Origin of the sequence: Cryobacterium serini (assembly GCF_004404025.1) — a bacterium.
In the GTDB taxonomy this organism is placed as follows: Bacteria; Actinomycetota; Actinomycetes; order Actinomycetales; family Microbacteriaceae; genus Cryobacterium; species Cryobacterium serini.
Genome location: NZ_SOHN01000003.1, coordinates 80377 through 94247 on the forward strand (window position 1 = coordinate 80377; position 13871 = coordinate 94247).

Genomic DNA, 13871 nt, shown 5'->3' on the forward strand with positions numbered 1-13871 from the left:
CATGCCGCGAATATCCTCCTAGGGCACCTCAAAAATCGGTTCAGTCGACGGCTATAAGGACTTTCAACGACGCCAGCGTTCGAAACCGTTGCCGCAGCTTCGATGCGAACTCAGGATCACATACGAGCACGCCCACCTCGAGATTGCGATGCGCAGCCGCTTCGCTGAGGTTTGCACTCGTGACCAGCGCAGCAGCGGAATCGACGATCACCACCTTGGAGTGCTGCAGTCCGAAGGCACCGTCCGGTATGTACGTCAGGAACAGCGCCCCCTCGAGCTTGTTCTTCAGCTTCTCGGCCGTCCCAGACATCTTCTCGCCGCCGTCGATGAGCACAGTAACCGTGACGCCCCTGGCAATCGCCCTCCACAACGCCTCAACGAACGGCGACCCGAGCGTCGCCGAGAATGTCGAGGCGAACACGTCTTCGATTGCCTCGTCGATCAGATGAGCAACGGCCGCCGCCGTATGGTCGCTGTCGCCATCGAACGACGGCCCACTCCACACTGCTCGCGGTGGCTTCGGGGCTTTGAGTCCCGCGGCGGCGTATCCTCGCAAAACGACGGCCAGCAATGCTGCACCGCCCAGTTGCTTCAATGCGGCCCCGAGAATCGGCACGGCTGGATGCGCCGACCCGGGCAACGTAGCAGCGGCGTAGTCCAGACGACCGTCGATCTCCAAGGACGCTGCGACGCTCGTCGCCTGAGTCGGGGACAACACCCTAGCCAGTTGCACCAGCGCGTCTGCCATCAGGTGCCGGGTGCCACGAGAACGGACTGAAAGAGCCCTTCGACTGCGTGCTCAGGCCCGGCATTGAGCGTCAGCGCAAAGCGGCGATCGAGAAACCGATTCGCCTTCTCACACGATGTCTCCGACACGAACACGCAGAAGTGACAGGCCGCTCCGTGGAGGAAGTCCTCCTGACCGCTCGGCACGCGGTGGGCGCAGATCGGGTCAGAGGAACACCGTTCAGCCCGTCGCAGGGCGTCGCTGAAGACCTTTACCAATCGGTCGGTCCGGGCGATATCCACCAGCCCACCCAGGGTGCCCTCGCTGTCGGGCGACGTGGTGGCAATGAGAATCCCTGCCGCCGCCTCGCGTTCATCGTCTGCGCGCCAGGCGTACAAGCGCTCCGTGAGCGATGCCGACCCGTATCCACTCGACATCGCCATCTCTCGAATCAGCAGGTGCGACATCGTGTGCAGCGCCCAATAGCGCGGCGGAGGAAGCCGATCGGCCGCGACCATCTCCACGGCCGTCAGGCTCTGTCGACGCTTAACGTTGCGCTCATTGGCGGCGACATGCGCCTGCCAGACCTTCGACTCCAGCACGTCGTCTTCCCACGCCGCAACGATATCTTCGTCGAACCGTAGGAACACTCCCTCACCGCGGTCTTCAGTTGCGGGAACCCATTTGGGCTTGCCCGACTGCACGAGTGGCGCGATCCTTCCGGGCGCGTCTCCCACACGGTCGAGCGCATCAATCCGCGTGAATCCGATGAAGGCGTTCGCCTTCTTCACACGCTCCACGGCCACCACGTGAGACGTCACAGGCTGCAAATCGGATGCCACGGGCACCGGCCGCACACGGAAACCGGCCTTTCGGTCTTCCGCCTCGAAATCCTCTGGGTGCACGAGCGTGTCCCATTCCGGTTCCAACAGGCTGATCGGGTCGAAGCTCGACGGAACAGCCACTTCCGGCGTCGCAGCGACTGCCGAACCTCGAGCGACCAAGATCGCCTGCCACAGAGTCTCGCTCTCGATGCCCTCGAATTGCGCCCGCACATCCTTGGGCCCGAACTTGAGCCACCCAGTCAGGTCGTCCAGGGACTGCACGTCAGCAAATGTGGTCGCCGGTAGCCCCTTCACGGTGACCACTATGTCTGCCGGTGTGATGTTCTTTCGAGCGGGCAATACGAGCACGCTCACGGACGCCGGGAACCATTGGTTGGCGGCCCCGAGCAGCATGAGGCGAACTTCGGCTTCACATGGCTTGGTGGCTGGTGAGTATGTCGGGAGATGCGGGTGTCGCCCTCGGCAGTTCGGCAGCATCTTCTCCCCGCCTGCCCGGGTGAGTTCGGCGATGTTGCGGCTCATGTTGCATGCCGAGCACCGGACGGTGACCTGGGGTCCGAGGTTTGATCGCCATTCGACCATTCGCAGCTCGGGCTTCGGCGCTTTCGAACATTTGCCGCCGCCCTCATCGGCTCGGTGCAGCCACTCGACGTACGGAAACTCATCAAGGTGTCCATCAGTGCACGCGATTAGATATCGGGCGGGCACAGCTAGACGCGGGCGGGCATCCAAGGTCCCAAGTTTCTTGCCTTTCTTGGGCCGCCCCTTGCAGTCCTTGTGCACGAACTGGGCTTTGTCGGGGCGGTGCTTGCTCTTGTTCACGAAGTCGAACCTCTTCGATTCCGAGATGGGAGCGAGCAGGTCGCATCCCGTGCAACGCAGCCACTGCGGAAAGATCCGTGTCGGGATTCCGATCGGCGTGCCGGTCTCGTAGGCCTTCTCCGGAACCCAGGGCGGCTGTCTCAGCTCGTCCACTTGGTGACCGAGCTGAGTGCGAACGGCCGACAAGAGCCGCTCGACCAGTACGAGCTGTGGTTTACCCTGCCGGGAGTACGCCATCTCCCAGGCGTCCAAGCCCTGCGGCATCACCGCGATGTGAGGCATGTCGACGGTCGCACCGATTCCGGATGTATAGAGCAGCGAGCTCGGACGAACCGACCCGACCCGACTGTGGTTCTTCGAGGGGATGTCATCGAGGTCGCTGAACGGATCGGCGACCTCGCCAGCGACGTTCATCACTGCGTCTATAACGGGAGCGGGTTCCACATCGGTCATTTCGAGTTCCTCTGCGTGAATACCCATTTCGGAGCAGCAGCCGTGATCGGCTCCGCCAATTTTCCGGCGAACGGTGTGACCAGCAGGTTGATCTCCGGTTGTACCTCGCGCATGGAGTTCGCTACCTGGAATAGGCGGCTGCTTTCGTCGAGCGCCACGGTCTCGGGGCTGACCAGCAGCGACGAGACGATCTGACCGCCGGGCACAGTGTCCTTCTGATACGTCAATGCTCCCGACCATTTGTCCGACTCGTCGGTCCACTTGTCCAACCGGAGGATCAATTTGCCGCGTGCGGCTTCTGCCACGGCGTCATCCTGGCTCGCGACCGCGATTCGTTTTACGATCCGGTCGACCAGCTTGTCGAGGAACGGGCGGCGTACAACGATCGAGCCAGCGCCCATCTCGGAGGAGAGAGACGACCTGTTGCGCTGGTCGGCGACTCGGGCCGCCGAGACGAGGAGCCCGGTCAGCCCGCGCTCCAGGGCCGCATCAGAGAATGGCGTGACAGAGAGCGCTTCAACGTGCGCGTAGAACGTCTCGTGGTAGTGCTGGAACTGTTCGTAGTGGGCCATGTCGCGGGGCCGCGAGCGGTTTGCGAGTGTGACGACCAAGCCGGGCTTGGAATCCTGCCGACCGACACGGGACGACGCCTGAATGTACTCGGCCGTATTCTTCGGCTGGCCGACGACGAGCATGAGTCCGAGTCGCGGGACGTCGACGCCCACTTGGAGCATCGACGTCGCAAGCACGACGTCGTAGGGAAACGCGTCGCGTGACTTGAGCTTCTTGCCTGCCGCCTTTGCCGCGGCCGCTCGCGCTCCGTATTCCTGCTTGGCTTTTGTCGTATCCATCGCGGGATCGAACGGTACGGCCAAGTTCGTCAGCGTCGCCGAGATGTCCGACGACGAGATGCGAGACGTCAGCTCGCCGATCCGCAAGCCTCGTGAACCGCGCCGCGGGTACCCGGAATCCTTCTCGGGATTGCTGGTTCGGGTGACGATGTCGTCCTCAAGGTAACGCCGCATGCCTGCCAGTTCGCGAGTCGCAGAGAAATAGTCCACGAGCGTGACGTACGGCTCAGCCGCGTCCCCATGTTCATCGAACAGCTTTTGACCGGCAAGCAGCAAGATCTCGCTGACCCGGATCTCCGCGAGCGTCAGTCTCGCGCCGTGCGCGCAAACGCCGATGTAGCGCCGCCCGGGTTTCTCAGGAGTGATCACCTCCTCCTTGGAGAAGAAGGTGTCGGTGACCGAGAGCACCTGAGGCGGGAAGATCTGCACTTGCCGTGCGTAGAGCTTCAGCACCTGGTCGTGGGCGTTGCGCACAGTGGCCGTGGAAGCGATGACCAGCGGTTTGACCAGCACGGCGTCGTCACCGGCACCGAGCTCCCACGTGGACAGAGTGTCGACGGCAGCTTCGAACAGCCCGACGGCCGTGCCGAGAGCACCGGTGATGAGGTGTAGCTCATCCTGGATGATGAGGTCTGGCGGGCGCAGACGATCGACATCCTTGACGGATGCCTTCGGGTACGTCCGCCCGCCTTCACACTTGGCCGCGTGGTCGTTGGCCTTGCACACCGTGGGTGCGGTGTCCGGGTGCCGGTAGCCATGTCGCTCGCATCGACGTGAAACGTATCCGAAAAGGCTCGCCGCTTCGCCCTCCCGGGCGAGACGGGCGAATTTATCGACAGTGGCGAGCAAGAATGTCGGCGGATTCCGGTAGATCTCATCGTCGACGGTGAGCACAGGCAGGCCGTCGACCGCGATGCCGCCGGCAGAAAAGGGACAGCTTCCCAGTTTGTCTCCGCAATAGACGTGGATGCGCTGGGTCGCCTTGACCGCGACGACATCCGCTTTCGGGTTGATCGGCGTGCCACACCACGGACAGCTGCTGAACTGCAGCACCGTGAGTCCGTAGGCGGAATTGCCGTCGTCGTTACGCACATCCTTGACCTGCTGTTCGGCTTCGGCGAATCGTTTCGGGCTCACACTCGAACCGACCCAGAGGCCGATTCGGAACGGTTCGGCGCCCCATGTCACCGGGTCTTCGCCACGCACCATCTCTGCCGCACACATCAGCGTGGTCGCACGCAAGAACTGCTGCGAAGTGAGCAACCGCAGCGTGTAGCGCATCAGCACAGCTACGCCGCCGCGACCGTCGATGACGCCGCCGGGCGTCTCGATTACTCCCTGAAGTCTGCGGATACCGAATGTGAATGCCGCGAGCCCGAGATAGGCCTCGGTCTTGCCTCCGCCGGTTGGGAAGAACAGCAGCTCGGCCCGGGGCATGTCACCTGAGCGTCTCGGCGTTGTGGGGTCGACGATCGACGGCAGCTGCATGAGGATGAAGGCCAGTTGGAATGCACGCCAGGATGCTGCGATGTCACCTTTGGATTCGATGGCCGCGGTCGCCTCCCCTGCAGTCATAGTTCGATCTGCGGCCCGAAGCCCGGCGATCTGTGAACGGATGCGCTGATCGCGCATCGTGCGGTTCATGAATGCGAACGCCTTACGCGCTTGCACGCTGTTCGCATCATCCGGATCTGTGTTGGTGAGGAGGGCGAGGCCTTCGTGCAGGCGCTTCAGTGCGTCCTCACCGTCGTTGACGCCACTCAGTGCCACTGCGTGCAGATGCTCGGGGAGCGCCTCCGCGTCGGCCCGCCGCTTGACAAGCCAATAGTCATAACCGTCGATCAGCGGTGCGAGGTACTCGCTGAGCTGTTCGGGGGCCGCGTCCATCAGCAATCTCATGCTCATCTCCGCACCATCGATGGGCGGCGCGAGCGTCTGCGGAACGTCTGCCGTTGGCAGCCACGTCGTGCGCACAGACACGGCCCGACGAGAATCAGGATCTGGCAACGTCCACGTGGCGGAGGCAGTGCGACCCACCGCGAATTCGAGTCGATCGCGGTAGAGCAATTCCAGTTTCAGCACCTCGTCGTCGCCGACATCGCGAACGCTCTCGAGCGCATCGCGAGTTGGCAGAAAGACCGCCTCCCCGTTGGGCGCGGTCACCTGGAGTTCGGTTTGGAACAACCACACTCGTGGCGGAAGTTCCTTGCCCGTGACTTTGGTGTTCTGCAGTGCTGCTTCAACCACACGCATGCCGTCGTGCTCGAACACCTCGACCGAGATCGCGACGTGCTTTTCGACGATCACCTTCGTGAAGGTCTCGCTCATGCCGATCGTCGAGATATCGATCGTCACCGGATTGTCATGGGCAGTGCGGTCGTTGTAGGTTTTCAGAAATCCCTCGTCATCGGCTTCCCGACGGGACTCGTACTGTCCCCACCGTGCCGTGAAGATGAGATTGCGAACCTCCGGACCAACCTGGAAACGCAGTCCCATAGACGAAGGCGCGATGAGCTTGGACTCTGGGCCGCGGTCCTCGTCCGTATCAGTGCCTCCGGCGTCGGCGATGGTCTCGTCGGCCTCGTCGACGACTCCTTTTACGTCACGACTCGCGTCTGGATCGACGACCGCGCCGACTTCTGAATCTCGGAAGTCGTCCGGGCTGGCCGGCTGGTCCTTAGTCCTGCTCTCAAGCACGGTAGCCGGCGTAGGGTCGTCGTCGCCAATTGAGACAGGTGCTAAGGCACCTACGAGGTAACGACCGCGTGGAGTGCCACCAATCGTCTCTTCGGGGCCACCCCACGGACCCATCAAGTCGCGTTCGAGAAGGTCTAACAGCTCATCACGCACCTCGGCGGAAGTGATCAATGTCCGGGATTCTATGAACATCTAGAACATTGCTCCTTCGAGCTTCTCAAAGTCCTTAACACCGACACTTTGCGACGTTGCCGAGACTTGCACTGTATTCGGCGCAGTTCGATCACTGTTCTCTTTGAGCAAACGTTCCAGCACAAGGCGATTCGAGTCCTCCGAGAAGAGAAGCTGCTTCACGCCGCTCAGAGCAACCACTTGCGCCTCCGCGGATATGTCGTCCCATCCGTATGATTTAAGCACCAGACGGTCCACATCTTCGTGTGCCTCCCAAAGCAAACGGAGTACCTCATGTTTCGGCATCCGTTCTGACCCCAGGAGCAGGGTATAAGCGTCTCTCAGATCACAACCCAGAATATTCATCGCGTTAGTCTGTGCGCTTTCCAAGGCCCGCCCAGCGGGATGCAGGCCGTCCAGCAATACTGTCGGGGCAGGAAAAGTCTCAAATGCTCGCGGGAGATACTTGAGTGAGCCGATCAGGCCGTGAGAGTCCGTTGCTGCCCAGAGTCGGTGTGGCGCCGACGACAAGAGCGCAAACTCAGCATAGGACCCAAGGGCAATTGCCGTGATTTTGGTGTCAATCACGATGTCTTCCGCGCACGACAAACGCACGGGCATCAGTGTCTTCCCATCCTGCGGGATAGCCAAGCAATGATTCAGCCCAGAAATAGCTTGGTAGAGCTGATCCGCATTCGCCTTGAATTGCCACCAGAAATCGCGTAGACGAGACTGATTCTTCGTCATCCGATCAGGCTTCACAAGTGCATCTACACGCGCAAAGGGCTCTCGAAAGCCGGATGCTTCCTCAAGTGTCCGGCTGCCAAACTTGATGATGAACTCAGCAGCGCGCGGCGGCCGAGCCAGATAGAGGTCACTCGCGGCGGTGTACGGTCTAATCACGTCGGCATTGGCGGGAGCGACTCGGATCATTGCATCCGCCTCCGCCGCGTTAAGTCGGAATCCGATGCCATTCGGATAGGTTCCGACGAACGCCTTGCCTTTGTTCTCCGGTAGAGCTCGGCGCTCGTGCATAGGCGACCAGGCCGAGTCGGACACGGGCGTTAGATTCGCACCAATTCCTTCGACTTTCTCGCCATTCCAACTTGCGCGGACCGTGACGGCCGACCAGGTCGCCCAGAAAATCACATACCGAAGATGAGCGCTGAAAGTGGGCCACTCCCGCGGTCCGACGGTGGCAATCACACGCATTCCGCTGTCAAGGAGAGGCGTGAGTGCGACCTTACGATTCTCCTTGGCCATAATCGAGTCCTTGCACAGGAGTCCGAGACTGCCGCTAGTGCCATTGAGCAGGACCGAACTTCGTCTCACGAAGTACGCGAAGTAATCGCCCAAGCCCTGAACCCTCGTGGCAACAACATTTGTCAACCACTCGCGAAGGTTCTTCCCGAACAGCCCACTTAGAAAGCGACTCCCAACGAACGGTGGGTTTCCAATGATCGCATCAAACCCGCCGTGACTGACCATCACGTCGGGTGCTTCGATCACCCAGTGCAGCGGCTTCCAGAGCGCCTCTCCGGTAACGACCGTCGGGGTAAGGCCCGCAACAAGGATCGCATCGAGATGATTCCGGTCACCGTCGACCCCGTTTGGACTGTAGGCCGCGAACAGGGCATCGGCAAGATCGTCATACCGCGCGTCGAGCGCTTTGCCAGGCTTGCCCCCTTCGAGCAAGCCTGCCGCAATTATGCCGTCGGCGACGTCACGGAGTTTCGCCGTCACGTCGCGCGACTCTGCCAGGAGCTTCCGTTTGGCGCGCGTGGAGCGCATCCGGTCGGCATCGTCCACTTGGCCGCTGGCGAGTTCGCGGCGGAGCTTCGCCGCTTTTTCTAGGTCGCTGTCGACATCGATCTGTAACAGTCTCGAAGGACGGAGATGGCTACGCCCGGGGTCGATATGTTGCGCGCGCAGCTGCCGTTCGCTTGTGACCCCGAGCAGCGAGTTCCCGTGAAAGACACGGTCGTCGACGAAAGAGAACGGTTTTCCTGGATCCATCGAAATGAGCCAGAGCGAGAGCTTGCACATCTCGACGGCCATGCCGTTGATGTCGGCACCGTAGAGGCAGCGGCCGACGACCTCACGGATCGCCCACCGTTTGACGTCTTCGTTTTCGCCAGCTGTCAGTCCTTCCTTCGATCTGGCCTCGATGAGCCGCCCTGCTAAGTAACGCGCGGCCGCGACGAGGAAGGCACCTGACCCGGCGGCGATGTCAGCCACCTTTAGGTTGAGAATTTCGGTGGAACTCCTTAACACCCATTCGTTCTGATTCTCCGTGTTGAGAGGACCTGGCGAGTACACGAGCGGTTCGAGCGTCTGCAGCACCACCTCTTCCGCGAGGGAGCGCGGGGTGTAGTGAGTGCCCGTATTGGCGCGCTGAGGGGATTCCGTCATCACCAGGCCGCCTTCCGGCACGACGTAGGGGAAGTCGCGCAGGTCGTTGCGGATCAGCGCATACAGCGGGGCAAGCTTGTCGACGATCTCCGTGTGGCCGAGCAGCACGTAGCCGAGGCGAATGCGGGCATCCGCTGCGGCCGTCTCGTCGTCGACCTCGAATGCCTTGGCGATCTGTCGTGCCGTCGCCGGTTTAGCGCTGGGCTGAGCCTTGTCGAGGTATGCGATCAGTTTCTTCGCGAAATCCGCACCACTGCTCGCGCCATCGGCGACCTCAGTCAATTCGGTGAGGGCCATCTCCGGTTCGTAGCCGCTCTTGCCGTTCAGGCCAACGACGACGTCGGTGGCGTACTCGGCGGAGTAGCCGAGCAGCCCCTCGTAGACGTACCCGATCTGCTCGACGTCGAGGTCGCGAAACGACAGTTGGCGAGCCTCGCCACCGACGTGGGCGATCTGCACAGCCTGGAGCACTTTGAGCATGACCCGGTCGGAGACCCGCACGGTGAGCAGCCCTTGGGCGTTCGTCGAGCGCAGCCAGGGGAACCGGGTGGGGTCGAACATCGAACCACCGTAGGCCGGCATCCGGGTGTCTTCGAAGGTCGCGCCCGAGAAGATGGCCGTGCTCGTCGCGAGAAGTCGATGCCAAGTTTCCCAGGTGTGGTCGAGGGCTTCTTCGGAGTCGTTCTGCGCTTGACGTTCCAGATCAGTTCGAACACCGGCTATGGCGTAGGAGTCGCGATACATCTGGTGCTGCGGCAGGAGGCCGCGTTCTTCGGCGAACAGCAGGAAGATGACCCGCATGAGTACCGAGACAGAAGCTTCGTAAACTTGTTTGGCGTCAGCCGGCAGAGGAGAATCCTCGCCGTTCGCCAGGGCACGCAGGTGCGACTCCGACATCGCCTGCAGCACGAGCTCGACCGCGCGGCGCACCTGGTCGCCCAGCGCCTCGGTGATCGCCTCCGCGCTGGCGACGCTCGCCTCGAAGAGTTTCGGGAGGCGCTTCTCGGGAGCGCCCCCGGCTAGTGAGACGAGGCCAGCGAGGGCGAGGAAGGCGTCGCGGCTGTCCCGCTCCTCACGCCAGATGAGGGCATCGAACACGCCGCTGGCGGTGGTCACGCCGCTGACCGATGAGACGATACCCCACCAGCGGCCGTCGGTGACGAGCCCGACGGTGACGCCGGTCTCCCGGAGCAACGCTGCCGTTCGGTCGATCGAGTCCGCGGCCCAGCCGTCGGTACCGAACCGTCGGAGATCCTCGGTCGGATCGACGACCACGACGAGGGCCACAAGACCGTTTCCGATGTCGAGCGCTGCCCAGGGGCGCACGGTCACGTCACCGTCAGGTGAGCTCGCTACAAGTGTGGAATCGGGATTCACGACAAGGTATTCGTCCCACTGCAAGAGCTCCCGCAGAACGGCTGTGACCCAGCGGTCACGCCAGGCGAAGTCGCCCGATGCATCCGTTTTGCCGTGGAGATTCGTCCAGGCCTTTGCCCAGATCGTGTGTTCGTAGACGAAAGTGCTGTTGACGTCATCGATCGCGTTGAATGGGCGGTCGAGCCCTGTAGGGAACGTCGATTTCAAAGCAGCTTTCGACAGGAACGGCCCGTCGATGTCGACGAGCGACAGCCACTCCCAAGGATCCTTAATTGCCACGGGTCTCCCCCATTTTCTCGGCGTCGGCCGGGCTGAGTGCGAAAACGACCGCGGCTACGAACGTGTGCGGTTGCAGGTTGGCATATCGCCGGGACACGGCGTCGCGTTCGTCGCGTTGCTCCTCGGTGAGGGCATCCAATCGGCGGCGGATATTTCCCAGGTCTTTCTCGCGCTGCTGCTGTTCTTCATGGAAGAGCATCTGCTCGAGCTCACGCTTGCGCGTTTCGGCATTGTCCAGTGTGCTGGAGAGCGTCTGCCGGAATCGGGCGAACACTTCATCGACTCGAGCGAGATCCGCGACCTTTCGTTTGTCGAGGTCTTGCTCGATCGCGCCTTGCAGTTTGTCTGCGCGGGAGGCGACGGCGTCGGCGACACGTTGGCGGATACCACCGACAGCATCGCCGTCTTGATTCCAGAGGTCGGCGAGTCCCGCCAAAACTGCCGGGGAGGGAACGGCGAGTCGTTCGGCGTCGAGCGCTGTCACGAGCAGATCCTCGGCGCTTTCGACCCCAATCTCCTGGCGCCGCCTGAGTCTGGTGCCGGCGAGGAAGACTTCCTCGTGCAGGCGGGTACCACCATCACCGACGACGACCAGGCGCGCGACGCCGGCGACGAAGGACTGCTCCAGACCGTCTACGACGACGGCGCTCACACCGTGGATGTGGTTCGACCTGGTCCAGATCTGTCCGCGAAGTTCGCGGGCAGCGCGCTGGATGAGGGGGTGCCCGAGGTGCGCGTAGACGATGTCGGATCGACCCTCGGCATCGTTGCCTTCGAAGGTGATCGGGCGTGCCACCTCGGGGTTCAAACGCGTGCGCAGTCCGTCAAGCCCGGGCGTCCATGATCGGTCGAGGCCGGAGGGCAGGGCGTACAGTTCTGCCTCTTCCTCGTCGTCGACAACCGCGATCAGGGCGGGTTGTCCGGAAACGCGAAGCCCTGTCTCCAGTACACGTCGTAGATTGCGATCATGCAGGTGCAAGCGATCGCGGGACCCTTCGAGCCGGTCGGCCAGCGCCGTCAGCTCCCGACCGAGGTTCTGCTCGCCTTGCAGCACTTTGTTGATGATCTGCTCTCCGGAGCCCTTGACGGGCTTGGCCCGGGTCGGCAGTTCGCCATACCCGAGGACACGCTGGATATCGGGGTCGATGATGTCGCCGGCAGAACCAAGGTCTTCCTGCACCCTCGAGATCTTGCGGGCGACGCGGGCTAGGTAGTCGGTATCGCGAGCGTAGTTCGACGCCGCATCGGATTTGTCTTCCGGGTCAGGATGGTAGATCTGCGGGCGCTCGGTCTGTCCGTATCGATCGATACGGCCGATACGCTGCTCGAGCCGGTTCGGGTTGAAGGGGATGTCGAAGCTCACGAGTCGGTGGCAGTGAGTCTGCAGGTCGATGCCCTCGCCGGCGGCATCGGTGGCGAGGAGGATGCGCACCGGGTCCTTGGACGGGTTCTCGGTGAAACGGATGCGGATGAGCTCGCGCTCGTCGGCATCCGTTGCCCCCTCGATCACGGCGAGCCGGTCGTCTCCGAGGTCGAAGGCGTTGAGCACGTCGCGGATCCAGTGCAGAGTGGCGACATACTCGGTGAAGATAACGAGACGCACGTTCAGCCACGTGCCGTCGGGCGTGAGGAGCTGAGCACGGATCTGGTCGATGAGCGCCTTCAGCTTCGTGTCGGGAAGCGACGCGTACCGCCACCCCCAGTCGATGAGCCATTCAAGGTCGGTGACATCTTCATCGGTCAACGGCACCTGCGCCCGCTTGGCGCTTCGCAGTGCTTCGAGCTCCGGTTGTTCGGCGCGACCTTCTTCTTCATCGGATGCTTCGTCGCCGAGGACTTCGTCGTAGTCGGGCAGATCCACATCATCATCACCCCGCAACCGCGTGGCGAGATACGTTTCTGCAGTCGCTACGAAGGCAGCAGGTGAGGAGAAGAATCGCTTCTTTAGGATCAATGTCGCCAGGTCGGCGGCGCGTTTGCCAGTGTCTGCCTTCACTGCCTTATTGCGTCGCGTCGTGAACGCGATCAGGCGGTCATAGGCCTCGGACTCATCCGCGCTGGGCTGGAACAGCATCGCGTGCACTTCTCGGAGCTGGAAGCCTTCGTCAGGAAGATCCTTCTTGAGCCGGCGCACTGTCACCTGCTGCAGTGCCTGGGGGTCGAGGTCTGCTCCGCGCGCGAAGCGTTGTGGGTCGACCATCTCCAGAAGCGCAGTGAACGACTCGGTATAGCCATTGTGTGGGGTGGCACTCAAGAAGAGACGGTGTTCACACCGCCGGGCGAGCTCGCGAACAGCGACCGTTCGCTGGCTGTCGACCGCGTAGCGGTTCGTGTCGCTTCCACCGCGGGACGGAGTCGCGGGGGCGACGTGGTGTGCCTCGTCGATGATGACGACGTCGAAAGCGTATCGGTCGGCGACGCGCTTGTCGTCAGCACGCACATAGACGTCGCGCAGCAGACGCTCTGCACGGGGGGACGGCAACCACGACATCGACACGATGACGCGGGGAAACACCACGAAAGGATTGGCGTGCACGCCGAAACGACGACGGAAGTCGCGCATGGTGTTCGAGTTGATGATCTCGAAGGTCAGCCCGAATTTGTCGGACATCTCCTCTTTCCACTTGATGACCAAGCCTGCCGGGCAAACGACGATCACGGAGCGCGCACGGTGGCGGAGGAGAAGCTCTTGAACCACGAGGCCGGCCTCGACGGTCTTGCCGAGGCCGACATCGTCGGCGAGCAAGAGATTCGCACGTGGCGATTCGAGTGCGCGTCGGAGAGGTTCGAGCTGGTAGGCCTCGATAGTGGCGCTGCTGCGGAACGGAGCTTGCAGAGTGCGGGCATCCGCGGACGTGAGCGCACCCCAGCGCAGGGCGTCGACGTACGCGGCGAAAGTGGTCGGGTCGTCTATCCGTGCAGGGTCGATCATGACGGGTAGCCCCTGCTCGAGGATCACGCCCCTGCCGGGTTCGAGCTCCCAGACGACCGTGAGCTCACGGCCGTAGTGCTCTTCCTCGATGGACTGTAGAGATACAGCATGCTGAAGTTCAGGAGCGCCGTCATCTGCGCTTGATCGTCGGAGGGCCTGCTGGGCCACATTCGTGACGATCCATTTCGCACCCCGCACGCTCGCGAGCTGGCCGACTTCGGGCACCTCTGCCGTGGCAATAGTGCCGCGTTCTTCGAGCTCAGTCGTCACAAGTTCCCCCATATTGTTTGCATCCCCTCAAAAAC

Annotated in this window: 5 protein-coding genes; all 5 read right to left on the reverse strand. The window is 62.3% G+C overall.

Features of this window, described 5'->3' with window-relative positions:
* Nucleotides 1–40: 40 nt before the first annotated feature.
* Genes drmC through drmD form a run of 5 tightly spaced genes read right to left on the reverse strand, consistent with a single transcriptional unit; the run spans nt 41 to nt 13836 of the window.
* Nucleotides 41–748, reverse strand: a complete 708-nt coding sequence (drmC, locus tag E3T51_RS00475; RefSeq protein WP_134526080.1) for a DISARM system phospholipase D-like protein DrmC — start codon at nt 746–748, stop codon at nt 41–43.
* Nucleotides 748–2847 carry a DUF1998 domain-containing protein gene (gene drmB, locus E3T51_RS00480; RefSeq protein ID WP_166806328.1) on the reverse strand — a complete coding sequence of 700 codons (2100 nt, stop codon included), beginning with the start codon at nt 2845–2847 and terminating at the stop codon, nt 748–750. Before drmB ends, drmC begins: the two co-directional genes overlap by 1 nt.
* A complete protein-coding gene (drmA, locus tag E3T51_RS00485; protein ID WP_198417812.1) occupies nt 2844–6566 on the reverse strand; it encodes a DISARM system helicase DrmA in 3723 nt (1240 codons plus the stop codon). Before drmA ends, drmB begins: the two co-directional genes overlap by 4 nt.
* 21 nt (nt 6567–6587) lie before the next feature.
* The gene (locus E3T51_RS00490) at nt 6588–10634 is read right to left on the reverse strand and encodes an Eco57I restriction-modification methylase domain-containing protein (RefSeq protein WP_134526088.1); all 4047 of its coding nucleotides are present in this window, start codon (nt 10632–10634) and stop codon (nt 6588–6590) included.
* Nucleotides 10624–13836: a DISARM system SNF2-like helicase DrmD gene (drmD, locus tag E3T51_RS00495; RefSeq protein WP_241989087.1), complete on the reverse strand. Its 3213-nt coding sequence runs from the start codon at nt 13834–13836 to the stop codon at nt 10624–10626. Before drmD ends, E3T51_RS00490 begins: the two co-directional genes overlap by 11 nt.
* Between the last annotated feature and the right edge of the window lie 35 nt (nt 13837–13871).